20 protein-coding genes (1 of these 20 only partly in view) are annotated in these 24,517 nt (G+C 65.5%); 8 read left to right on the forward strand and 12 right to left on the reverse strand.

Translation table 11 applies throughout. From position 1 onward, the window contains the following. Positions 1-52 precede the first annotated feature (52 nt). The 8 genes from LRC39_RS23500 to LRC39_RS23535 form a co-directional block, all read right to left on the reverse strand. Positions 53-1,744 carry a methyl-accepting chemotaxis protein gene (locus LRC39_RS23500; protein ID WP_346295824.1) on the reverse strand — a complete coding sequence of 564 codons (1,692 nt, stop codon included), beginning with the start codon at positions 1,742-1,744 and terminating at the stop codon, positions 53-55. A gap of 504 nt (positions 1,745-2,248) precedes the next feature. Further along, entirely contained in the window at positions 2,249-3,940 is a 1,692-nt protein-coding gene (locus LRC39_RS23505; RefSeq protein ID WP_346295825.1) for a methyl-accepting chemotaxis protein, read from the reverse strand. Between the two features lie 204 nt (positions 3,941-4,144). Then, positions 4,145-4,537: an acyl transferase gene (locus tag LRC39_RS23510; RefSeq protein ID WP_346295826.1), complete on the reverse strand. Its 393-nt coding sequence runs from the start codon at positions 4,535-4,537 to the stop codon at positions 4,145-4,147. A 279-nt stretch (positions 4,538-4,816) separates the two neighbouring features. Continuing rightward, entirely contained in the window at positions 4,817-6,202 is a 1,386-nt protein-coding gene (locus tag LRC39_RS23515) for a ribulose-bisphosphate carboxylase (protein WP_119019687.1), read from the reverse strand. 58 nt (positions 6,203-6,260) lie between these two features. Next, positions 6,261-7,346, reverse strand: coding sequence for a class II fructose-bisphosphate aldolase (gene fba / locus LRC39_RS23520; RefSeq protein ID WP_011160174.1), 1,086 nt, complete (start codon positions 7,344-7,346; stop codon positions 6,261-6,263). 59 nt (positions 7,347-7,405) lie between these two features. Next, positions 7,406-9,421: a transketolase gene (gene tkt / locus LRC39_RS23525; protein ID WP_346295827.1), complete on the reverse strand. Its 2,016-nt coding sequence runs from the start codon at positions 9,419-9,421 to the stop codon at positions 7,406-7,408. A 31-nt stretch (positions 9,422-9,452) separates the two neighbouring features. Then, the gene (locus tag LRC39_RS23530; RefSeq protein WP_107346181.1) at positions 9,453-10,328 is read right to left on the reverse strand and encodes a phosphoribulokinase; all 876 of its coding nucleotides are present in this window, start codon (positions 10,326-10,328) and stop codon (positions 9,453-9,455) included. Between the two features lie 37 nt (positions 10,329-10,365). Then, positions 10,366-11,397, reverse strand: coding sequence for a class 1 fructose-bisphosphatase (locus tag LRC39_RS23535; RefSeq protein ID WP_346295828.1), 1,032 nt, complete (start codon positions 11,395-11,397; stop codon positions 10,366-10,368). A 471-nt stretch (positions 11,398-11,868) separates the two neighbouring features. Between LRC39_RS23535 and LRC39_RS23540 the strand changes: the two genes are divergently transcribed. Further along, positions 11,869-12,618 carry an alpha/beta hydrolase gene (locus LRC39_RS23540; RefSeq protein ID WP_346295829.1) on the forward strand — a complete coding sequence of 250 codons (750 nt, stop codon included), beginning with the start codon at positions 11,869-11,871 and terminating at the stop codon, positions 12,616-12,618. A 128-nt stretch (positions 12,619-12,746) separates the two neighbouring features. Here the strand turns inward: LRC39_RS23540 and LRC39_RS23545 are convergent, their stop codons facing one another. The 4 genes from LRC39_RS23545 to LRC39_RS23560 all read right to left on the reverse strand — a co-directional run bounded on the left by LRC39_RS23545 (position 12,747) and on the right by LRC39_RS23560 (position 17,641). Continuing rightward, entirely contained in the window at positions 12,747-13,502 is a 756-nt protein-coding gene (locus LRC39_RS23545) for an IclR family transcriptional regulator (protein WP_107357118.1), read from the reverse strand. A gap of 81 nt (positions 13,503-13,583) precedes the next feature. Beyond that, complete coding sequence (locus tag LRC39_RS23550) at positions 13,584-14,672, reverse strand: extracellular solute-binding protein (RefSeq protein ID WP_346295830.1); 1,089 nt, start codon at positions 14,670-14,672, stop codon at positions 13,584-13,586. Positions 14,673-14,705: 33 nt separating this feature from the next. Next, complete coding sequence (locus LRC39_RS23555; RefSeq protein ID WP_346295831.1) at positions 14,706-16,499, reverse strand: ABC transporter permease subunit; 1,794 nt, start codon at positions 16,497-16,499, stop codon at positions 14,706-14,708. Continuing rightward, the gene (locus tag LRC39_RS23560; RefSeq protein ID WP_346295832.1) at positions 16,496-17,641 is read right to left on the reverse strand and encodes an ABC transporter ATP-binding protein; all 1,146 of its coding nucleotides are present in this window, start codon (positions 17,639-17,641) and stop codon (positions 16,496-16,498) included. The genes LRC39_RS23555 and LRC39_RS23560 overlap by 4 nt, the downstream gene beginning before the upstream one ends. Positions 17,642-17,896: 255 nt before the next feature. On the opposite strand from LRC39_RS23560, the gene LRC39_RS23565 reads away from it, so the two are divergent. The 7 genes from LRC39_RS23565 to LRC39_RS23595 form a co-directional block, all read left to right on the forward strand. Beyond that, positions 17,897-18,703, forward strand: a complete 807-nt coding sequence (locus tag LRC39_RS23565) for a CoA transferase subunit A (protein ID WP_346295833.1) — start codon at positions 17,897-17,899, stop codon at positions 18,701-18,703. Beyond that, the gene (locus LRC39_RS23570; RefSeq protein WP_264053616.1) at positions 18,703-19,470 is read left to right on the forward strand and encodes a CoA transferase; all 768 of its coding nucleotides are present in this window, start codon (positions 18,703-18,705) and stop codon (positions 19,468-19,470) included. The genes LRC39_RS23565 and LRC39_RS23570 overlap by 1 nt, the downstream gene beginning before the upstream one ends. A 32-nt stretch (positions 19,471-19,502) precedes the next feature. Then, positions 19,503-21,812 (forward strand): molybdopterin-dependent oxidoreductase, encoded by a 2,310-nt coding sequence (locus LRC39_RS23575; protein ID WP_346295834.1) that lies wholly within the window; start codon positions 19,503-19,505, stop codon positions 21,810-21,812. A 14-nt stretch (positions 21,813-21,826) separates the two neighbouring features. Then, the gene (locus LRC39_RS23580) at positions 21,827-22,396 is read left to right on the forward strand and encodes a peroxidase-related enzyme (RefSeq protein ID WP_107346190.1); all 570 of its coding nucleotides are present in this window, start codon (positions 21,827-21,829) and stop codon (positions 22,394-22,396) included. Between the two features lie 79 nt (positions 22,397-22,475). Continuing rightward, the gene (locus LRC39_RS23585) at positions 22,476-23,162 is read left to right on the forward strand and encodes an L-fuculose-phosphate aldolase (protein WP_263989886.1); all 687 of its coding nucleotides are present in this window, start codon (positions 22,476-22,478) and stop codon (positions 23,160-23,162) included. Positions 23,163-23,192: 30 nt separating this feature from the next. Continuing rightward, positions 23,193-24,152: a sugar kinase gene (locus LRC39_RS23590; protein WP_346295835.1), complete on the forward strand. Its 960-nt coding sequence runs from the start codon at positions 23,193-23,195 to the stop codon at positions 24,150-24,152. 46 nt (positions 24,153-24,198) lie between these two features. Beyond that, positions 24,199-24,517, forward strand: partial view of an SDR family NAD(P)-dependent oxidoreductase gene (locus LRC39_RS23595; RefSeq protein WP_346295836.1) — the 5' portion only. The gene runs 428 nt beyond the window's last position; 319 of the gene's 747 nt are visible here — the first part of the coding sequence; it begins with the start codon at positions 24,199-24,201; the stop codon falls past the right edge of the window.

The raw sequence follows: 24,517 nt of genomic DNA on the forward strand, positions 1-24,517 counted from the left end.
GGCACGAGGCCGGGCATGACGCGGAGTTGAAGGGAGGAAGTCGGCGCGGCGATCAGGCTGCGCGGACCGTATCGAGGAACCGGGTGACCTCGATCTTCAGCCGGCTGGATTCCTGTGACAGCGACTGCGCTGCCGACAGCACCTGGGCCGAGGCCGAACCGGTCTCGGTGGCGCCGCGCTGCACGTCGGTGATGTTCGACGACACCTGCTGGGTGCCGTGCGCCGCCTGCTGCACGTTGCGGGAAATTTCCTGAGTAGCGGCGCCCTGCTCCTCGACCGCAGCGGCGATCGCCGACGAAATCTCCGACATCCGCCCGATGGTCTGCCCGATCTCGCGGATCGCATTGACCGACTCGTTGGTCGCCGACTGGATTCCCGAAATGTGCTGGCCGATTTCGCCGGTGGCTTTCGCGGTCTGCTCCGCCAGCGCCTTGACCTCGGCGGCCACCACGGCGAAGCCACGGCCCGCCTCACCGGCGCGCGCCGCCTCGATCGTAGCATTGAGCGCCAACAGGTTGGTCTGGCCCGCAATGGTGTTGATCAGCTCGACGACGTCGCCGATCCGGCTGGCCGCTTCCGACAAATCACCGACGCTGGCGTTGGTCTTGCGAGCCTGATCCACCGCCTCCGAGGCGATGCGCGAGGACTCCTGGACCTGACGGCTGATCTCGGTGATCGACGACGACATCTCCTCGGTCGCGGACGCCACCGACTGGACATTGGTGGAAGCTTCTTCGGACGCCGCGGCGACAGAGGTCGCCAGTTCCTGAGAGCGATCGGCCGTCGAGGTCAGCGTGCCGGCCGATGCCTCCAGCTCGGTGGAAGCCGACGACACCGTCTCGACGATTTCGCTGATCGCAGACTCGAACTGCCTTGTGGCAGCGTCGACCCGCTGGCCGCGAGCGATCTTCTCCTCGGCTTCGCGCGCCGCAGCCTGATCGGCCTCGCGCTTGGCGATCAGCGCTTCCTTGAAGATCTGCAGCGAATCCGCCATCGCGCCGATTTCCGTCGACTCGCCGCGATGCGGCACCTCGGCAGCGAGGTTGCCCTGGCCCAGCGCCTGCATCGGCGCGATGATCGACGCAATGCCGCGGCTGATGTCGCGGATCACCAGATAGCTGGCGATGAAGCTGAACGCGATCGTCAGCACCAGAATGCTGACGACGATCATCACCGCCGAGCTATAAGTCGCTTCCGCCAACGCGGTCGACTCATCAGCACCCTTCTTGTTCAGATCGACATCCTTCTGCAGGACGGCATCGACCCGGCTTCCGATCGGCCCCAGCGTCTTGGTCAGGTACTCGCCCAGCTCGGCAGTCGACTGACCGACACTCTTTTGCGACATCTCCACTGCCTTCTTGGCACCGTCGAGATAGACGTTCAGCTCCTTGCTGAACTGCTCGTACAGCGCCTTTTCTTCAGGCGTGGTAATCATCTTTTGGTAGCTGGCGAGCTGCTTGTTGATGACGTCTTCGACACCGGCAATCCGCTTCGCCGCAGCCGTCTTGCCGTCCACCGTTGTTTCCATCGCGTGGGCTCGCAGCGTCACCCGGTACATCGCCAGGGTCGTGCGGATGTCACCAAGCACGCGCACGCTCGGCAGCCAATTGGTGGCGATATCGACCGTCGAGTCGTTCAGGGTCCGCATCTTGAGCAGGCCCAGCCCACCGATCCCCGACATGGCCACGAGAAGCAGCGCCACGAGCGCGATGATCTTGGTACGAATCGAAAGTCTGGACAACATCGGCATCTACTCGTCTGATGGAAGACCAAATCACAGGATTGGTACGACACCGCACGCCACAGCGAGCATAGGAGCGCAGTTAACCGGTCCAATTCTGGAACCCAATGTGCAGCTTGCAGATTGAGGGGGGTTAAACCCCGCCCCCGTAGAACTACTGGACAAGTAGGACGACTGGAGGATTGCGCGGCGCCGGAGCTGATTAGCTGTCGGGACGGCGGTCTCCTCGCCATGGATTCGGTCAGAAAGGCTGTCCAATCACAGCGCGCATTGCAGAATGCGCTCCTTTTAGCCGAGCTCGGCGCATTCTGAGTATCAGGTTCACTTTCCTGGAAGGCAGGATCCGCCCGAACTAATCGATGTGCACCAACAAACAGTCAGATACCGCACCTTCCTCGGGCAGCAACACCCCAAACGCAAATGGCCGGAACAGAGCCCGGCCATGAGGTCGTTGAGCGTAGCGCCTTCGATCTTCGCAGATCTTGCAATCCGCGGGACCGCGGGCGGTTAGGCCGCCCGTACGGTGTCGAGGAATTTTGTGACCTCGACCTTCAGCCGGTTGCTGTCCTGCGACAGCGACTGCGCGGCGGAGAGCACCTGCGACGAGGCGGAGCCGGTCTCGGTGGCGCCGCGCTGCACGTCGGTGATGTTCGACGACACCTGCTGGGTGCCGTGCGCGGCCTGCTGCACGTTGCGGGAGATTTCCTGGGTGGCGGCGCCCTGCTCTTCCACCGCCGAAGCGATGGTCGAGGCGATCTCCGACATCCGCCCGATGGTCTGACCGATCTCCTTGATGGCATCGACCGACTGGCCGGTCGCGGTCTGAATGCCGGTGATGTGCTGGCTGATTTCGCCGGTGGCTTTGGCGGTTTGCTCCGCCAGCGCCTTCACTTCGGCCGCCACCACCGCGAAGCCGCGGCCCGCCTCGCCGGCACGCGCCGCTTCGATCGTGGCGTTCAGCGCCAGCAGGTTGGTTTGGCCGGCGATGGTGTTGATCAGTTCGACCACGTCACCGATCCGCGCGGCGGCGTGCGACAGATCGCTGACGCTCTCGTTGGTCCGGCGCGCCTGATCGACCGCATCGTTGGCGATGCGTGCCGATTCCTGCACCTGACGGCTGATCTCGGTGATCGACGAGGTCATCTCCTCGGTCGCCGACGCCACCGACTGCACGTTGGTGGAGGCTTCTTCGGAAGCCGCCGCCACCGACGTCGCCAACTCCTGGGCGCGCTCGGCGGTCGAGGTCAGGGTGCTGGCCGAAGCTTCGAGTTCGGTCGAGGCGGACGACACGGTGTCGACGATCTCGCCGATGGCGTGTTCGAACTGCCGGGTCGCGGTGTCGACCCGCTGGGCGCGCGCGATCTTCTCCTCGGCCTCCTTGGCGGCCGCGGCGTCGGCATCGCGCTTGGCGATCAGCGCCTCCTTGAAGACCTGCAGCGCATCCGCCATCCGGCCGATTTCGGTCGGCTCGCCGCGATGCGGCACCTCCGCTGCCAGATTGCCCTTCCCGAGGTCCTGCATCGGCGAAATGATCGATGCGATCGCACTGATGATGTCCCGGATCACCAACACGCTCATGGCGATGCCCAGCGCAAAGGCGAGCGCAAGAATCGTGACCACCAGGCCAAAGCCGAAGCTGTAGGTGGTGTCAGCCGTCTCTGTCGAGGTCTGCGCCCCCTTGTTGTTGAGGTCGATGTCGCGCTGCAGCGTGTCATCCATCCGGGTCGCGATCGGGACCAAGTTCTTCTTCACATAATCCCATGCCGACGCGGGAAACTGGCCGACGCTGCCCCGAGACATTTCGAGAGCCTTGGACACGGAGGCCTTATAGTCGGTCCACCCCTTCGCAAACTCGTTGAAGAGCGCCCGCTCCTCCGGCGATGAGATCAGCTTTTCGTAGTCGCCATTCGCCTTGTCGAGCGCCTTCTCAGCAGCGGCCAGACGCTTGTCCGCTCCATCCTTGCCCTCTGGGGTGAGATCCAGGATATGGTCGCGCAGGGCGCCACGGTAGCTCAGCACGTAGGCGCGCATCTCGCCGAGAATCCGCACGCTCGGCAGCCAGTTGGTCGCGATATCCGTCGACGCGGCATTGAGCGACCGCATCTCGACCACCGCCAGCGCGCCGAGACCCGACAGGGCGATCAGCAGCGCGGCGACCAGCGCAGTAATCTTGGTACGTATGGTGATCTTGGCGAACATCGACATCATCCTGTGAGAAAGACCATGGCGCGCGCCGTCACCCGACGATGGCCCGGCATCGAACCGGACTCACGATCAATGACTCAGCCGAGACTGCGCCCCTGCACCGCGGATACTCTGAGTTCCACCCGCTTGCGAGTTCCTTAATTCAGCACCGCGTACGATTACGTACATTGCCGGCGCAGCGAACTAATCGACCGAGAACTACGAGCGGGGATGATGTGCCGGCTGGACCCCGACCCAGCGCAGCAAGTGCTTGCCGAACCAGCCCTTGTGGGCCTCGTGTGATTCCGAGGTCGGCTCCGGCTCGGCGGCAGCTTCAGGGATGCCTGCCAAGTGGGAGTGTGGCTCCGGCTCGTCTTCAGGATGGGGGTGGACCGCCGCTGCCGCAGCACGGGCGAGCTGCTCGCGCACTAGCTCGCCGGCGAGGAATTCCGCGAGCGCCAGCGGCGGCATCATGCCGAGTTCCTCGGTCCGCTTGCGGCCGGCGGCCGTCACCGTGATCAGCCGGTTGTCGATGATCACGAACACGCTCGGGTAGTACACGCCGTTGACGGCGATCTGAAACTGGTACGGACCAGAACGACTGTGTGTCATCTGAGTTCTCCGACGTCAGGGCCTCCGCGAACCCGAGCGGATGCCAACGCGAACTGACCTGTGACCACACCCCAACATTGCACGACGCCCAGGAAACGCAAGCCGCCACTCCCCAATCGGCGCGGAGCGTTTCTTTTCCGTTGCGGCTTTTGCCGGCGTTGAGATCAACTGATCGGAGAATGCGGCGGGCCGTCAGATGGTCCTCGAACAACTACCAGGTCAAAAGCAAACGGCCCGCGCCGGGGGCGCGGGCCGTCAGTCGTGTGCGGTGCGAGAAGCTTATGCCGCCTGCGGCTTCAGCTTGGCGCGCCAGTTCGGATACAGCTTGTCGGCATCCTGCGGGAAGCTCTCGAACGCGCGGGCGAATTCGCGGTGATCCTTGGCGAACTCGACCGGATCGGCGCCCTGCTTCCAGCACTGCTCGGCCTGACGCAGCGACTTGGCACCGGCCGCGCCGCCGTCGACGTGACCGAACGCACCGCCGCCCGCCGTCATGATCAGGTTGGAGTGGCCGAGGTTGTCGAAGAAGCCCGGCATCCGCAGCGCGTTCATGCCGCCGGAGATGATCGGGGTGGTTGGGTTGAGGCCGAGCCACTCCTGATGGAAGTACGGACCGTCGGCCGAATCCTCGGTGATCATGTAGGCGATCGCACGATCGGCGGCTTCGCCTTCCATCTTGCCGAAGCCCATGGTGCCGGTGTGGATGCCCGAGGCGCCCTGCAGGCGCGCCATCTTCGACAGCACGAAGGCGGTGTAGCCGCGCTTGGACTGCGGCGAGGTCACCGCACCGTGGCCGGCGCGATGGTAGTGCAGGTACTGCTTCGGGAACGCACGGCGGGCGGTGGTGACCGCGGCCGGGCCGGCGACGTAGCCGTCGACCAGGAACGCGATGTGGTCGGCGTTGTCGGCGAAGGTCTCGAGGATGAATTCACCGCGCGCCAGCATCTCGTAGTGATCGTCGGCGGTGATGTTGAACGAGAACAGCTTGGCTTCGCCGGTCTTGTCCTGCGCACGGCGCATCGCGTCGGCGACGGCCCGCACCGTGTCCTTGAACGGCGCGAACACCTGGTTGCCCTGCGGCTCGTCGTTCTTGATGAAGTCGCCGCCCAGCCAGAAATCGTAGCAGGCATTGGCGAACGGCTGCGGGCGCAGGCCGAGCTTCGGCTTGATGATGGTGCCGACGATGAAGCCGCCGTTGACCACCGGGCGGCCGAGCACGCGCCACAGATCCCGAATCGTCGTCGACGGGCCGTCGAACAGCTTCAAGTAAGCCGGCGGGACGTAGAAGTCGTACATCTTGGCGTATTCGACGTCGCCCATGCCCTGGTTGTTGCCGATCGTCAGGGTCAGGAACGAGGCGATCATGGCGCGGCCGTCGATCACGTTGCGATCGAACAGCTCGATCGGGTACGCGATCTTCATCAGGCCCTTGGCCTCGTCGATCTCGTACACCAGCGCGTCGACGCCGCGGGTGAAGTCGTCGGTGGTGGAGACTTCGACGTTGGTGCCGGTCGAGGATTCGGCGGCGAAGTGCGCGGCGGTCTGGATGAAGTTCCCGAAGCCGGCCTTCGGCTTCATGATGTAGGCGCACAGCACGTGCCGTCCGCCCGCGATCAGCTCGCTCTCTTTGAGGTTGAGGTTGGCGTAGCGGTTCGACTGGTCCATGGTGATCTCCTGCAATGCGAGGCGCGGCGGCGCGCTGGCCGCCGCGAATTGAAAGCGGTTACTCCGCGGCGCGGGCGACCTGGCCGATCTGCGGATCGAGCGCGCCGGACTTGTAGCGCTTGGCCATCTCCGCCATCGGCACGACCTTGATCTTGGAGGCGTTGCCGGCGGTGCCGAACTGCTCGAAGCGCAGCTTGCAGATGTCGCGCATCGCATCCATCGCGGGCTTCAGGAACTTGCGCGGATCGAACTCCGCCTTGTTCTGGGTCGCAACCTTGCGGAACACGCCGGTCATCGCCAGACGGCAGTCGGTGTCGATGTTGACCTTGCGGACGCCGTGCTTGATGCCGCGGACGATTTCCTCGACCGGCACGCCGAAGGTCTGCGGCATCGCGCCGCCGAACTCGTTGAAGATGTCCTGCAGATCCTGCGGCACCGACGACGAGCCGTGCATCACCAGATGGGTGTTCGGCAGGCGGCGGTGGATCTCTTCGACCACCTTCATGGCCAGCACGTCGCCGTCCGGCTTGCGGCTGAACTTGTAGGCGCCATGCGAAGTGCCCATCGCGATCGCCAGCGCGTCGACCTTGGTGGCACGCACGAACTCGACCGCCTGGTCCGGGTCGGTCAGCAGCTGCTCGCGGCTGACCTTGCCCTCGACGCCATGACCGTCTTCCTGCTCGCCGCCGCCGTGCTCCAGCGAGCCGAGCACGCCGAGCTCACCTTCCACCGAGGCGCCGACCCAGTGCGCCATGTCGACGACGCGGCGGGTGATGTCGACGTTGTACTGATAGTCGGCGGCGGTCTTGGCATCGGCCTTGAGCGAGCCGTCCATCATCACCGAGGTGAAGCCGTAGCGGATCGCGGTGGCGCAGGTGGCTTCGTCGTTGCCGTGGTCCTGATGCATGCAGAGCGGGATGTCCGGATACATCTCGGCCAGCGCGTCGATCATCTTCGCCAGCATGATGTCGTTGGCGTAAGAGCGGGCGCCGCGCGACGCCTGGATGATCACTGGCGCGTCGACCAGCGCCGCCGCCTCCATGATCGCGAGACCCTGCTCCATGTTGTTGATGTTGAACGCGGGCACGCCGTAGCCGTGCTCGGCGGCGTGATCCAGCAATTGCCTCAGAGTGATACGCGCCATGATGTCTCCTCAAACTAACTGTGTGACGACAGCGTCGTCCTGATGTTCAAAAATCGGGCTCAGTGCTTGCCGCGGGCGATCGCGCCCTTGGCGGCGTCCACCACCGCGTCCGCGGTGATGCCGAACTTCTGGTACAGCACCGGCGCCGGCGCCGAGGCACCGAACCCGGTCATGCCGACGAACGCGCCGGTATCGCCGATCCAGCGGCGCCAATCGGTGTCGCGCGCCGCTTCGATGCCGACCCGCGGCGCGGTGCCGAGCACGCTGGCGCGGTAGGCGTCGTCCTGTTCGGCGAACAGTTCGAAGCACGGCGCCGAAACCACCGCCGCCTTGATGCCTGCGGCTTCCAGCTTGCAGGCTGCATCCAGCGCCAGCGACACTTCCGAGCCGGTGGCGATCAGGGTGACGTCACGCTGGCCGGGATCGACCACGACGTAAGCGCCGCGCGCCACCGGGTTGCCGGAGACGCCGTTCGGGCGCGGCAGCGGCGGCAGGCCCTGACGCGACAGCGCCAGCACCGACGGACGCGAGGTCTGCTTCAGCGCGCAGTCCCAGGCCTGCGCGGTTTCGATCGCGTCGGCCGGGCGGAACACCAGGACGTTCGGGATCGCGCGCAGCGAGGGGACGTGCTCGACCGGCTGATGGGTCGGACCGTCTTCGCCGAGGCCGATCGAATCGTGGGTCATCACGTGGATGACGCGCACGCCCATCAGCGCGGCTAGGCGGATCGCCGGACGGCTGTAGTCGGCGAACACCAGGAAGGTGCCGCCGAACGGCACGAAGCCGCCGTGCAGCGCGATGCCGTTCATCGCCGCCGCCATGCCGAACTCGCGGATGCCGTAGTGCAGGTAGGAGCCGCCGAACGCACCCGGCTTCACCGACGCGGTGCCCTTGGCATGCGTCAGGTTGGAGTGCGTCAGGTCGGCCGAGCCGCCGAGGATGTTCGGCGACGCCGGCACGATCGCATCGATGGTGAGCTGCGACGCCTGGCGGGTGGCGATGGTCGGCTTGTCGGCGTCGAACTTGGCGATCAGGCCCTGCAGCGCGCCTTCGTAGTCCGCCGACAACTTGCCGGCGAGCGCATCGGTGAAACCGGTGCGGGTCGCAGCGTCCGCCGCCGCCAGCCGCTGATTCCAGGCCTCGTGCGCCGCCTTGCCGCGGCCGCCGGCTTCACGCCAGCGAGCCAGGATTCCTTCCGGAATCTCGAACGGCGGATACGGCCAGTTCAACGCAGCGCGGGTCTTCTCGACCTCCTCGGCGCCGAGCGGAGCGCCGTGCGCCTTCTCGGTGCCGGCGACCTTCGGCGAGCCGAAGCCGATCGTGGTGCGGCAGGCGATCAACGACGGACGGTCGCTGGTCTTGGCCTGCTCGATCGCGGCCGCGACCGCTTCCGGATCATGGCCGTCGACGCGGGTGGTGGCCCAGCCCGAGGCGGCGAAGCGCGCGAGCTGATCGTCCGAACACGACAGCGAGGTGTCGCCGTCGATCGAGATGTGGTTGTCGTCCCACAGCACGATCAGCTTGCTCAGCTTGAGATGGCCGGCCAGCGAGATCGCCTCGTGGCTGACGCCTTCCATCAGGCAGCCGTCGCCGGCGATCACATACGTGTAGTGATCGACCAGCGCGTCGCCGTAGCGCGCGTTCATCATGCGCTCGGCGAGCGCCATGCCGACCGAGGTCGCAAGACCCTGGCCGAGCGGGCCGGTGGTGGTCTCGACGCCCTGGGTGTGGCCGTATTCCGGATGGCCCGGAGTCTTCGAACCCCACTGCCGGAACGACTTGAGCTGATCGATCGTGACTTCCGGATAGCCGGTCAGATGCAGCAGCGCGTACAGCAGCATCGAGCCGTGGCCGGCCGACAGCACGAAGCGGTCGCGGTCCGCCCAATCGGGCGCGGTCGGATCGAACTTCAGGAAGCGGGTGAACAGCACCGTGGCGACGTCGGCCATGCCCATCGGCATGCCCGGGTGGCCGGACTTCGCCTTCTCGACACCGTCGATGGCGAGAAAGCGGATCGCATTCGCCATGTCGCGATGCGTGACCTTGTCGTGGATGTCGCGCGCGGGAACGTTCAAACCGGCCTCCCCAGATTCCAAATGTTGGGCATTACTTCATGCTTCGCTTGCGGTCGATCAGCTGCATGATCAACGGCGTCAGGATCAGCTGCATCGCCAGGTCGAGCTTGGCGCCGTGGATCACGATCGAGTTGGCGCGCGACATGAAGCTGCCTTGGATCATCGACAGCAGATACGCAAAGTCGATGCCGCGCGGGTTCTTGAAGCGGATCACCACCATCGATTCGTCGGCGGTGGGAATCCAACGCGCGATAAACGGGTTCGAGGTGTCGACGGTCGGCACCCGCTGGAAGTTGATATCGGTCTCGGCGAACTGCGGCACGATGTAGTGCACGTAGTCCGGCATCCGGCGCAGAATGGTGTCGGTCACCGCCTCGGTCGAATAGCCGCGCGCCGCACGATCGCGGTGCAGTTTCTGAATCCATTCGAGGTTGATCACCGGCACGACGCCGATCTTGAGGTCGGCGTGCTGCGCGACGTTGACCTTGTCGGTCATCACCGCACCGTGCAGACCTTCGTAGAACAACAGGTCGGAGTTCGCCGGCAGGTCCTGCCACTGGGTGAAGTTGCCGGGCGGGACGCCGTGCAGCGCGGCTTCCTCGTCGTCGTGAACGTAGTGACGGGTGCGGCCGGTGCCGGTCTCGGCGTAGCTCTTGAAGGTCTGCTCCAGCTCCTCGAACAGATTGGTCTCGGGGCTGAAATGGCTGAAGTGGCGGTTACCGCGCTCGGCTTCCTCGGCCATCTTGTTGCGCATGTCGACGCGGTTGTAGCGGTGGAAGGCGTCGCCCTCGATGAACGCGGCGTTGACGTTCTCGCGGCGGAAGATCTGCTCGAACGTCTTCTTCACGGAGGTAGTGCCGGCGCCGGAGGAGCCGGTGATGGAGATGATCGGATGCTTACGGGACATGAGGAGGTACTTCCAATTCCAACCGGGGGAGACGACGTCAGACGCGGAACAAACCGCGGCGGGCGAACAGCGGCGCCGAGCGCGACGCGGCACTCGGATCGGTGTGCAGCAGTTCGATGCGCTTAACCTTGTCGATCGACCCCATGATCAGCGGCGAGCGCTGGTGGATCGTCTTGGCGGTGAGGTCGAGCACCCGTTCGCGGCCGGTCGAGGCGGCGCCGCCGGCCTGCTCCATCACGAACGACATCGGATGGGTTTCGTAGAGCAGCCGCAGCCGGCCATTGCCGTAGCCCGGACGGTTGTCGCCCGGATACAGGAACACACCGCCGCGGGTCAGGATCCGATACACCTCGGCCACCAGCGAGCCGATCCAGCGCATGTTGAAGTCCTTGGCGCGCGGACCGTCGGCACCGGCGATGCACTCGTCGACGAAATCGCGGATCGGCTGCTCCCAATGGCGATGGTTGGAAGCGTTGACGGCGTATTCGGCGGTGTCGGCCGGCACGGTGACGCGCTGGCGGATCAGCCGGTACACCTTGGCCTTGCGGTCGAGCGTGAAGATGTCGACGCCGTTGCCGAGCGTCAGCACCAGCGACGTCTGCGGCCCGTACACCACGAAGCCCGCCGCGATCTGGCAGGAGCCGGGGGCGGTGAACGGCTTCACGCCTGGCTGGTTCGGGATGATCGAGAAGATCGTCCCCACCGTCATGTTGGTGTCGATGTTGGACGAGCCGTCGAGCGGATCGTAGGCAATCGAGATCGGCGCGTTCGGATCGCCGTCGAGCAGGGTGTCGGACTCTTCCGACGCCAGCGCAGCGTAGGGCACATCCTTCAGCGCCTTGACGATGATTTCTTCGGCTTTGACGTCGAGATCCTTCTGCACGTCGCCGTCGGCATTGCTGCCGCCATGCGCCGCGCCGGTGATGCCGGCGAGAGCCCCCTGCCCGATCAGTTCGGAAATTTCGATCGACCCAGCGGCGATCGCGCCGACCGCGGCGGCGACGGCTTTCCGCTGCGGATCAACCGCATATGAATCCAAAAGAACTGAGAGCGTTTGGCCCTGATCCATGATGACTCCCCCACAACGCAGCGCGGCCAATTGGCTCCGCGGGCTCCGTTGGGCGGAGCTTGTGAGCCGATCGATCACATAAGAGAAATTGCATTTTCCTTGGTACCACCAAAGGAATTTTTATATGGAGCGCCGCCACCCTGTATTTGCTTACCGGAAAACGGCGGCGCGGCGCGCATTCTGCACAATTAGTCGAAGGCCGCCGTGATTTAGATCAGAAGAGACGGCCCAAGATCGGGGTGATTTGGCCCCAATCGGTCGGAGAGTCGACACTCTTATACTTTAGCAGCGCAGCGTATCCACACCCTGCGGGTCTTTGCCGCTGCCGGCCCGCATCGGCACGTTGCGGCGCAACCTCTCTTGAGCTGCCGCCGCATTTTTGAGACATAGGAAAGCTGAACCAAAACAGATGGTTGAGTGACCGGAGCGATGCCCGCGACGGCGCCGCCATCGTCGCAGGGGGGGATTCCTATGAGCGAAGCGGTGATGGCCGGCGCGGAAGCGTTCGCGTTCAATGGCGGCAAGACCGGCGTCCTGCTGGTGCACGGTTTTACCGGCAGCCCGCAAAGCATGCGCTATCTCGGTGAACGGCTGGGCGAGCGCGGCTATTCCATTCTCGGCCCGCGGCTGCCCGGGCACGGCGTTTCGCCGGCCGCGATGGCCAAAACCACCGCCAATGACTGGGTCAACTGTGCCGAGGACGCGCTGCTCGAGCTGTCCGCCAAATGCGACAAGACCTTCGTGGCCGGACTGTCGATGGGCGGCACGCTGTCGCTGTATCTGGCCGCGTTACATCCGGACAAGGTCGCCGGCGTCATCCCGATCAATGCCGCGGTGCAGATCGACTCGCCCGACCTTGCCGGGCTGGCGTATGCGCGCGGCCTGCCGGAATTCGTCCCGGGCATCGGCTCGGACATGGTCGACACCACCACCAAGGAGCTCGCCTACGATCAGGTGCCGGTGACCTGCGTCAAGCAGGTGATGGGGCTGGCCGCCACCGCCCGCGCGCTGCTGCCCAGGATCAAGTGCCCGACCTTGGTGATCAACTCGCGTGTCGACCACGTGCTGTCGCCAGCCAACGCGACCGTGATCGCCAACCACGTCGGCTCCAGCCGGATCGAGACGCTGTGGCTCGACAACTCCTACCACGTCGCGACGATCGATAACGACAAGGACCTGATCGCTTCCGCGATCGACAGCTTCGTGAAGCGCAATCTGTGATCCACCGCGGCAGCGGAGCCCCCGCTGCCGCAATCGCGCGCGGCGCGCTGTGCGGCGCATCTCGGCGCTGATCGCGCCGAACACCAGTCGCTCCGCTCGTCCTTGCGAGGAGCGGAGCGGCGAAGCCCTTACTTCATCCCACCATGGCCGAGCGCCAGGCCGATGGTGCGGGCGGCTTCCATGACGTGGGCGGAGTATTCCTTGATCTGCTTGCGCTTGACGCGGATGTCCGGGCCGGACATTCCGATTGCGCCGATCAATTCGCCGGAGCGGCCGATGATGGCGCAGGCGCAGGCGGCGATGCCTTCGCGCCACTCGCCGTGCAGCACCGATGCGTAACCCTGCGCCCGGATGGCGCGAATGTCCTCGCGCAGCTCTTCGATCGTGGTGCGGGTCGAATCCGTGTAGCGCTTCAGATGCGGCCGCAGGATTTCAAGATAATCGTCCGGCATCTGTGCCAGCATCGCCTTGCCGGTCGCGACCGTGAACGCCGGCGCGCGCATGCCGACGCTGGTGTGGGCGCGGATGTGATGGGCGCTCTCGATCTTGTCGACGTACAGCACTTCGGTGCCGTCGAGCACCGATAGATGCACCGTCTCGCCGGTGACCTCTGCCAGCGTGGTCATCGCCGGCCGCGCGATCCGAACCAGATCCATGCGCTGGATAACGTGATGGCCGAGCTCCCACAGCTTGGTGGTCAGCTCATAAGTGCTGTGCGGCGGGATCTGGCGGACAAAGCCTTGCGACTGCAAGGTCGCCAGCAGCCGGTGCACGTTGCTTTTGGTGAATTTGAGCTCGTTGGCGAGATCCGTGACGCCGCGCGGCTGATCGCTGAGCGCAAGGGTCTCGAGCAGTCGAAGTCCCTTGATGAAAGCTTTGTCCATTCAGGCGGCCGGGCAATATCTCTTTGTTGGAAATAACGACCGGCAGTCGTAACTGCCGGTCGGAGTTTGCGAGACGCCGGCTCACTGCGCCAGCATCGCGTTCAGCTTTTCTTGTCCGTATTCTTCATTGGTGGAATTCCCCGCCGGCGACTTGGCACCCCAGAAGTCCGGGCTCCACTCGATCGCCTTGGCGACGTTGTCGGGATTATTCGCCCAATACCGCGCGATGTTCTTATCCGTCGCCGCGTCGAACACGACCTTCGACGGCAATGCCACCGGGAAGGTGGAGGTCAGTTGGGCGGCGCGCTTCGGATCAAGACGCCACGACAGCAGCTTCAGAGCATTGTCGTAGTTCGGCGCGCCTTTTGGAATCGAGAAAAAGTCGTAATAGACGAAGCCCTGGTTGAAGGTGAGGTCGATCGGCGCGCCTTCCAGCGCCAGCTTGCTCATCGAGCCGGTGTAGGCGAGGCACATGTCGGCTTCACCGTCGAGGATCAGCTGCGGCGGCTGCGCCGCGGTGGTCCACCACTTCACCACGTGCGGCTTGATCTCCTTCAGCTTGTTCAGCGCCCGATCCATGTCGATCGGATACAGCTTGTCCTTGGTGACGCCGTCGGCCATCAGCGCGGCTTCGAAGGTGAAGCGTGGCCACGCCGGCATGCAGCGGCGGCCGGGGAATTTCTTCACGTCCCAGAAGTCGGCCCAGGTCTGCGGAGCCTTGTCGCCCTTGAACTTGTCCTTGTTGTAGACGAGGCCGACGCCGATCACCTGCAGCGCGACGCCCTTCTTGCGCTTCAGATTATCCGGCATCGCCGCGAGGGTCTTGTGCGCGGATTCCGACAGCTTGGAATAATCGATGTCGGCCAGGCAGCAGTCGCCGAGCAGTTTGGTTTCCTGATCGAAGATGAAGGTCAGGTCCCACTGCGCCTTGCCGGCTTCGGCCTGGGCCTTGATGCGCGGACCGCTGCGGGCTTCCTGCACGGTGACGACCTTGATGCCGGTTTCCTTCTCGAACGGGTCGTACATCACCTTGCGCAGCGCATCGCCATAGCCGCCGCCCGGATCCTGCATGATGACGACATTGCTCTGGGCGGAGGCGGTTGCCGCTCCCAGGGCGATGAATGCCGCCGAGGCCAAGGCCGGCAGTCTCAAGCGTTTCAGTCCCAACATCGTGCGTCTTCCTCGTGGTTTGATTGTTCGTCGTCAGCTCGCTTTTTGCGAGGTCGCAAGCACCGGCCGGGCGAGGAACAGCCCTCCCACGACCAGCAGAACTTCAAGCGTGGAGACCACCGCCAATACCGGATTGAGCCGATAGTTGATGTCGCCCCACAGCATCAGCGGCAGCGTCTTGAGCTGTGCGCTCGACAGGAACAGGGTCAGCACCAGCTCATCGAACGAATGCAGGAAAGCGAAGAACGTCGCCGCCGCGAGGCCCGGCGCGATCGCCGGCAGCGTCACCAGCCGCAGCACGGTCAGCGATGAGGCGCCATGCACCGCGGCCGCCTGTTCGAGCCGCTTGTCGACGCCCTGCAGCGCGGCGGCCAGGATCACCACCACGATCGGCAGACCGCCGATGGCGTGGGCCGCGGCGAGGCCGAACACCGAGCCGATCAGATCGAACTTCAGGAACAGCGAGTACAGCGACAGGCCGAGCACCACCGGCGGCACGATGATCGGGCTGACCAGCAGCAGCATGATGGCCGACTTGCCGCGAATGTTGCCGCGGACGATGCCCAGCGCCGCGCTGGTGCCGAGCCCGACCGCGATCAAGGCCGAAACTGCCGCGATCAGCGCCGAAGTCCAGAACGCCCGCATCCAGTTGGTGTCGGAGAAGAACTGCTCGTACCAGCGCAGCGAGAAGCCCGGCGGCGGAAAGGTCAGATAGCTGGCGCTGCTGAACGAGATCACCATCACCACGACAATGGGGAGGATCAGCACGGCGACGACCACGCCGCCCATCAGTCGCACCGTCCAGGTGCCGACGCGGGCCGGCAGCATCCCGAGCAGCCGCAGCAGCGGCCAACCTATCGTATCAGCAAGGCTGCTGCCGATGGTGCGGCGCGCCGGGTCGTTCGCGGCCACATGCGTCGGGCTTGCCGTGGTCGATTCGGTCAGCTTGCGGCCGCCCCAGATGAACTCGAGGCCAAGGAAACGGCCGGCGATCGCCACTACCGCCAGGGTGATCAGTAGCAGCACGACGCCGAGCGCCTGCAGGAAGCCTTCGGACGTCACCGAATCCGCCTGCTGGGTGATGTGCATGGCGAACATCTGGTCGCCGGGTCCGCCAAGCAGTGTTGGCGTGATGAAGAAGCCGATCGCGGCGACGAACACCAGCAGGAAGCCGGCGCCGATGCCGGACAGCGTGAGCGGCAGCAGCACCCGCCAGAACACGGCGATCGGTCCGGCGCCGGAGGCGAGCGCCGCGCGGGTCAGGCCGGGATCGAGCCGCGACACGCTGGAATAGATCGTCAGCACCATCAGCGGCAGCAGCACCGCGGTCATGCCGAGCAGCACGGTGCCGCGATGAAACAGCAGCTGAACCGGCTCGCCCAGAATGCCGATCGCGACCAGCAGCTTGTTGACCGGGCCGGTGCGGCCGAGCAGCACCATCCAGGCGTAGGTGCGGATCAGGATCGCGATGAAATACGGCAGCACGATCGCGGTCGCGATCAGCGCACGCGTCAGACCACTGGTGCGATGAATCAGCAGCGCGGTCGGATAGCCGAACAGCAGGCACAGGAACGCCACCGTGACCGAGATCTGCATGGTCCGGACCAGCGATTCCCAGTACAGCGGCACGGAGAACACGCGCTCGAAATAGGTCAGCCAACTCGGGCCGCTGATGCTGATGCGGATCAGATCGATCAACGGCAGCAGATAGATGAAGCCCAAAAACGCGACCGCCGGCAGCAGCAGCAGCGCCGGGTTCTTCAGCTTCATTGCCAGGCTGGAGGAGGGCTGACGCCGCGGCTCGTCGGTCAGCGAGAGCGTCGTCATGCCAGCACCCAGCAGTCTTCCGGGCCCCAGCTCACATGCAGATGATCGCCGATATTCGGCAGCGGCCGCTTGGCGCTATCGGGGCAGCGCACCAGCAGCGTCTCGCCGCTCTCCATCTGCGCCTCGATGCGCAGGGTCTCGCCGAGGAAGATCGCCGAGGTCACGGTCACCGGCGTCGAATTTGCAGCCGGCTCGTCCGCAATCGCAATGCGCTCCGGACGGACCAGCACGGTGACACGGCCGACGTCGATCGCGTCGCGGCTCTCGGCTTCGAACACATAGCCGGAGCGGTTTTTCAGCGTCACCGTGGTGCCGCGCTTCTGCATGATCTCGGCTTCGATCAGATTGCTCTCGCCGACGAACGAGGCCACGAAGCGATTGACGGGGTGGCGATAGATGTCGAGCGGCCGGCCGATCTGCACGATCTTGCCGGCATCCAGCACGGCGATGCGGTCGCTCATGGTCAGCGCTTCGCCCTGATCGTGGGTGACGAACAGGATCGTGCTGCCGATGGTCTGGTGCAGATCGCGGATTTCGATCTGGATCGATTCGCGCAGGCGGCGGTCGAGCGCGCTGAGCGGCTCGTCCATCAGCACGACCTTGGGCCGCATCACGATGGCGCGCGCGATCGCGACGCGCTGCTGCTGGCCGCCGGACATTTCCGACGGCGCTTTGTTGGCGTGCGCCGACAGCCGCATGATCTCCAGCGTCTCGGCGACGCGCCGCGCGGTGGTGGCGCGATCGACACCGGCCATCCGCATCGGGAACGCAACGTTCTGCGTCACCGTCATGTTGGGAAATAGCGCGTAGCTCTGGAACACCATGCCGAAGCCGCGCTTGTGCGTGGGCACGTTGTGGACCGGCTTGCCGTCGACCAGGATTTCGCCGCCGTCGAGGGATTGGAAACCGGCGAGCAGATTGAGCAGCGTGGTCTTGCCGCTGCCGGACGGGCCGAGCAGCGTGATGAATTCACCGGGCTCAATATCGAGGCTGATGCGGTCGACCGCGTGAAACTGGCCGTAGCGCTTTTCGGCTTCGCGCACCGCGATGCTGGAGCCGATGGCCTGCCGCGTTTGCGTGGCCTGCGATGCTGCACCTCGCGCGCCGAAACTCCCTGCGCGCAGAGCCACTGGCTCGGCCATCGTTCCCTCCCTGATCATTCCCGACTTCGTCGTTCTATATTATGAAACGCTATTCCAATTATTCTTGGCGGGCGACTTGGTCTTGTCAAGTCGGGGAACGTGCGCTGCGACGCGGTGGCGCGCGCCGGGCCGCCATGCAGATGCGCCGAAGCGCCACGCAGCAATACGATCGGCATTGACAGAGGATCGGATGCGCGACTAATTTTATTTGGAAAGACGTTCTATAATATAGAACACAAAATCGGGAGGTTGATCGTGGCGAGCGATCTTCGCGGACTGGCGAAGTATGTGGAGCCGGGAATCCGGCTGGCCGTGCCGGTCGACTATGCCGGCGTCTCGATGGCGATGACGCGCCCGATCATCGCGCGCAAAACCGGCAACCTCCATCTCATCTGCGTTCCGACCGGCGGCCTTCAGGTCGATCAGCTGATCGGCTCGGGCCTGGTCCGCACCGTCGAGACCAGCGCGGTGACGCTCGGCGAGGCCGGCGGCGCGCCGCGGTTCAACGCGGCCGTCAAGGACGGCTCGATCAAGCTGATGGACGCAACCTGCCCGGCGATCCACGCCGGCCTGATGGCGGCGCAAAAGGGCAGCCCGTTCATGCCGATGCGCGGCCTGATCGGCAGCGACATCCTGCGTCACCGCAAGGATTGGCGCGTGATCGACAATCCGATGGCCGACGGCGGCGATCCCGTGGTGCTGATCCCCGCGATCAAGCCGGACGTGACGATCTTCCACGCCCCGATGGCGGACCGGTTCGGCAACGTCTGGATCGGACGCCGCCGCGAACTCGCGGCGATGGCCTATGCGTCGGCGACGACGCTGGTGACCGTCGAACGGATCGTCGACGACAGCCTGCTCGCCAACGAGATCACCGCGGCCGGCGTGCTGCCGGCGATCTACGTCACTGAAGTTGCGCTCGCGCCGAAGGGCGCGTGGCCCTACGGGCTGTGGGGCGAGTATCAGGCCGACACCCAGGAACTCGTTCGCTACGCCCGCGCGGCGCGCACCGCCGAAGGTTTTGCCGACTACATGACGACGACGCAGATGGAGCCCGCCTGATGACCGACATTCATCCGCGCGAGATCCTGATCTGCACCATCGCCAAGCTGCTCGACGGCGTGCGTCATGTCGCGGTCGGCGCCTCCTCGCCGATCCCGGCTTCGGGCGCGATGCTGCTGCGGGCGCTGAAGCAGCAGGCCGGCGAGACCGGACCGCGGATCTCGATCCTCGGTTCGGTCGAGCATAACTTCTTCACCAACGGTTCGGCCGAGCTGTTCGATTGCGCCGGCCAGGGCCGCATCGACGCCTTCTTCCTCGGCGGCGGCCAGATCGACGGCCAGGGCAACATCAATCTGGTCGGCACCGGCGAGTATCCGCAGACGCAAGTGCGCTGGCCCGGCTCGTTCGGGTCGGCCTATCTGTACTACGTCGTGCCGCGCGTGATCCTGTTCCGCGAGGAGCACACCCCGCGCGCGATGGTCGAGAAAGTCGACTTCATCAGCGCGCCGGGCGTCAGCGACGATGGCGTGTATCGCACCGGCGGCCCGATCGCGCTGCTGACCAGCAAGGCGCTGTTCCGCTTCGACAAGGACCGCCGCGGCTTCGACCTGCAAAGCGTGCATCCCGGCTACGACCTCGCCGCCATCAAGGAAGCGACCGGCTTCAAGTTTGCGCATGACGACGTGCCGGAACAGACCCCGCTGCCCGATCCGGACGTGCTGAAGCTGCTGCGCGAGCGCGTCTACGACGAAGTCGCCGAGACCTATCCGGACTTCGCCGCACAGATGCGGCGCGAGATCGCACAGCCGCTGTCGCAAGCATCCTGAGCCGATCGGCCATCATCCTACGGAGACGGCGCGTGAGTGAGATCAAGCGAATCCCGCACTGCAGCCACTGGGGCGCCTATACGCTGCTGGTGCAGGACGGGAGCATCGTCGGCGTCGAGCCGTTCGCGCACGATCCCGCGCCGTCGCCGATCATTCACTCGGTGCCGGAATGGGCCAACCCCAAGCGCCGCGTGCCGCGCCCGCTGGTGCGCGCCGGCTGGCTGGAGAAACGAGAGCACAGCGACCGGCGCAAGCGCGGCGCCGAGAAGTTCGTGCCGGTCAGTTGGGACGAAGCGACCACCCTGGTCGCCGACGAAATCCGCCGCGTCTCGACGACTTACGGCAACGCCTCGATCTTCGCCGGCTCCTACGGCTGGACCAATTCGGGCCGGCTGCATCACGCCTCCTCGCTGCTGAAGCGGATGCTCAATCTGGTCGGCGGCTTCACCCGTCACGTCGACACCTATTCGATCGCCGCAGGTCCGGTGATCCTGCGCCACACGCTCGGCAGCTCGGACGCCTGCGACGGCCGCGCCAATACGCTCGACACCATCGCCGAACACACCGAGACGCTGGTGGTGTTCGGCGCGCTGTCGCCGCGCACCGCGCAGACCGAAGCCGGCGGCATCGGCGTGCACCGCGTCGAGTCGTATTTGCGCAAGATCGCCGATCGCGGCATCCGCATCGTGCATGTCTCGCCGCTGAAAGACGATCTGCCGGAGTGGGTCGGCGCCGAATGGTGGCCGATCCGTCCGAACACCGACGCCGCGCTGATGCTCGGCCTCGCCGGCGAGATCGTGCTGGCAGGCCGGCACGCCCGCGACTTCCTCGAGCGCTGCACCAGCGGCGCCGATCAACTGATCGCCTATCTCGACGGCTCGGCCGATGGCGTCCGCAAGGATGCGGCGTGGGCGGCGGAGATCTGCGGCCTCAATGCCGAGAGCATTCGTCAACTCGCGCGGCGTCTGGTCGACACCCGCAGCATGCTGACGGTGAGCTGGAGCCTGCAGCGCGCCCATCATGGCGAGCAGCCGTTCTGGTCGGCGCTCGGCCTTGCCTCGATCATCGGCCAGATCGGCCTGCCCGGCGGCGGTGTCGGCTATGGCTACGCGTCGCTCGGCGGCGTCGGCTCGCCGTTCAACATCGGCAAGTCGCCGGCGATTTCGCAGCTGACCCGGCCGATCGACAGCTTCATTCCGGTGGCGCGGATCAGCGACATGCTGCTGAACCCGGGCGGGACCTTCACCTACGAAGGCAAGACCCAGACCTATCCGGACACCCGGCTGGTGTATTGGGCCGGCGGCAATCCCTATCACCACCATCAGGACCTCAACCGGCTCGCCGAAGCCTGGACGCGACCGGAGACGATCATCGTCCAGGACCCGATGTTCACCGCGACCGCGCAGCGCGCCGATATCGTGCTGCCGGCGACGACCTCGATCGAGCGCAACGATCTCGCCGGCAATCGCCGCTCTGATTTCGTGATCGCGATGAAGCAGGCGATCGCGCCGGTCGGCGAGTCGCTGCCGGATTTCGAGATCTTCAATCGCATCGCCGCCAAGCTCGGCGTCGCCGACGGCTTCAACGAAGGCCGCGACGAGATGGGCTGGGTGCGGCATCTCTACGAAGAGGTGCGGCAAGACGCGGTCGAACGCCTCGGCTTCGAGATGCCCGACTTCGATACGTTCTGGGAGCGCGGCTACGCCCGCTGCCCGGTCCGCGCCGAGCACACCTTCCTGGCCGACTTCCACACCGATCCCGCCGCGCATCCGCTCAACACCGAGAGCGGCCGGATCGTGCTCGGCAGCCGCACGCTGGCCGGGCTCGGCTATGACGATTGCCCGCCGCATCCGGCTTGGCTCGAACCGGCCGAATGGCTCGGCAAGGGCGACGCCTCCGATCTGCACATGATCTCGCATCAGCCGGTCGGCCGGCTGCACAGCCAGATCGAAACCGGCGTCGCCAGCGTGGCGGCCAAGCGCAACGGCCGCGAACAGGCGAAGCTGCATCCGACCGATGCCGCGGCGCGCCGCATCCAGGACGGCCAGACCATCCGCATCTGGAACGGTCGCGGCGCCTGCCTTGCGACCGCGACAGTCACCGACACGGTGCGGCCCGGCGTGCTGGTGCTGCCGACCGGCGCTTGGTTCACGCCGCGCGACGAGAACGGGCTCGAAGTCGCCGGCAATCCCAACGTGCTGACGCTCGATATCGGCACTTCGCAATTCGGCCAGGGCTGCTCGGCACATACCTGCCTGGTCCGCGCCGAACCACACATCGCCGATCAGCGCGACGCCTTCGACGAATATCAGGACAAGCTGGTCGCCCTCGCGACCGCCTAGAGAGAGACTGCGACATGACCAAGCCTGCTATCAGCCGCTTCCCGGTTCCGGATATCGCCAGCCTGCCGGAAGACATCCGCACCCGCATTCTCGCAGTGCAGGAGAAGTCCGGCTTCGTGCCCAACGTGTTTCTCACGCTGGCGCATCGCCCCGACGAATTCCGCGCCTTCTTCGCCTATCACGACGCGCTGATGGACAAGCCCGGTCCGATCACCAAGGCCGAGCGCGAGATGATCGTGGTCGCCACCAGCAACGCCAACCAGTGCCAGTATTGCGTGATCGCCCACGGCGCCATCCTGCGCATCCGCGCCAAGAACCCGCTGCTCGCCGACCAGATCGCGGTGAACTATCGCAAGGCCGACATCACCCCGCGGCAGCGCGCGATGCTCGACTTCGCCATGAAGGTCTCGGCGCAGGCCTACGAGGTCGGCGACGCCGACATCGAAACGCTGAAGAGCCACGACTTCAGCGAGGAAGACATCTGGGACATCGCGGCGATCGCCGCGTTCTTCGGCATGTCCAACCGCCTCGCCAACGTCACCAGCATGCGGCCGAACGACGAGTTCTATGCGATGGGGCGCTGAGGCGCCTCGTTCGAGCCTCCGCGACGATGCGCAGCGGCCGGTAAGAGCCGCAGCGGCCAACCTTTGAGGAAACCCACCCATGACGCTTCCCGGCGCTGCCGACGTTGCAACCCGGCAATCCATCATCGACGCCTGCCGCGAGATGACGGCCCTCGGTATCAACCAGGGCACCTCCGGCAACATCAGCGTCCGCACCGAGGACGGCATCCTGGTGACGCCGTCCGGCGTGCCGTACGAGTTGATGCAGCCGGAAGACATCGTGGCAATGAAATGGGACGGCTCGTGGACCGCGCCGGAAGGCCGCGTGCCCTCGACCGAATGGCGCTTCCATCTCGATATTCTGCGGGAGAAGCCGGAAGCCAATGCGGTGGTGCATGCGCACCCGATCTTCTGCACCATCATCGCGATCATGAACCGCGCGATTCCGGCGATCCACTACATGATCGCGGCGGGCGGCGGCAACGACATTCCCTGCGCACCCTACGCGCAATACGGCACGGCCGAACTGTCGCAGACGGTGCTCGAGGCGCTGCGCTATCGCCGCGCCTGCCTGATGGCGCATCACGGAATGATCGCAATCGGCCCGAACCTGCGCCGAGCTTTGTGGCTGGCCGGCACCGTCGAAGTGCTGGCCAAGCAATATCACGGCTGCCTGCAGATCGGCACGCCGCCGCTGCTGTCAGATGACGAGGTCGACAGCATTCTCAAGCGCTGGGGCCAATACGGCCTGCGCGACAGCGACCGCGCTCCCAAGACCTCCAACTAACACCCACCAACACTTCGCAAGGCTTACTCCATGGCCCATCCCCACGACGTCAGCGTCTGCGGCACCTACATCCTCGACATTCTCGGCGTGCCGGTGACCGAGATCCCGGCCGGCGGCGGCCGGGCGCTGATCGATGAAATCCGTCTCACCGTCGCCGGCACGGCGGGCGGCACCGTGGTGCCGTGCGCCCGGCTCGGCCTGAAAGCCCTCGCCGTCGGCGCGGTCGGCACCGACGAGAAGGCCGACTGGGTGCTGAACGCGATGGAGCGCGAGGGCATCGACATCTCGGTGATGGAGAAGATCGCCGGCGCGCCGACCTCCGCGACGATCCTGCCGATCCGGCCCGACGGCTCGCGGCCGGTGCTGCACGCGCGCGGCGCCTCGGCGCGCTGGAAGATTTCGCCAGAAGCCCAGAAGGTCGCCTGCGGCAGCAAGGTGCTGCATCTCGGCGGCGTCGGATCGCTGCTGGCGATGGACGGCGAGCCGACGGTGTCGCTGCTGCGCGACGCCAAGGCGGCCGGCTGCATCACGACGGTCGATCTGATCCAGGCGCGCGGCGAAACGCTGCCGCTGCTCGAGCCGCTGATGCCCTACACCGACTTCTTCATGCCGAGCATCGACGAAACCCACGCGCTGATCGGCAGCGACGATCCGGCGACCTGCGCGCGCTACTTCATCGGCAAGGGCGCCCGCGCCTGCGCGATCTCGCTCGGCGAGCACGGCTCGTTCGTGATGACCCGCGACGGCCGTCAGTTCACCGTGCCGGCGTTCGACATCACCGTGCGCGACACCTCGGGCTGCGGCGATTCCTACACCGGCGGCTTTATCGCCGGCCTGGTGCGCGACTGGGATCTCCAGGACTGCGCCCGGCTGGCGACAGCCACGGCCGCCATCGTCGCCACGGGTCTCGGCTCCGGTGCCAACCTAGTCTCCTTCGAAGAAACGGTGAAGGCGATGAACACGCTGCCGGTGCGCGCCACACGCGCCTGAGCTCTCCACGACTTGTCTTTCGATCGGAACGTTTCGAGGATCATTCATGACCAGACATGCCATCGTCACCGGAGCCAGCCGCGGCATCGGACGCGCCATCGCGCTCGGCCTTGCTCAACGCGGCTACGACCTCGCTCTCACCGACATCGCCGCACAGGAAGGCGTGCTGCGCGAGACGGTCGAAGAGGTGAAGCAGCTCGGCCGCAAGTGCATTCCGATCCTCGCCGACGTCAGCAAGATCGAGGATTGCCAACGTTCGGTGACTGAAGCCGTCGCTGGGCTCGGCCACGTCGACGTGCTCGTCAACAATGCCGGCGTCCTGCGGCTCGCGATGATCGACGAGACCACGCCCGAACATTGGGATC

Source organism: Rhodopseudomonas sp. P1 (assembly GCF_039642825.1).
GTDB classification, from domain to species: domain Bacteria; phylum Pseudomonadota; class Alphaproteobacteria; order Rhizobiales; family Xanthobacteraceae; genus Rhodopseudomonas; species Rhodopseudomonas palustris_H.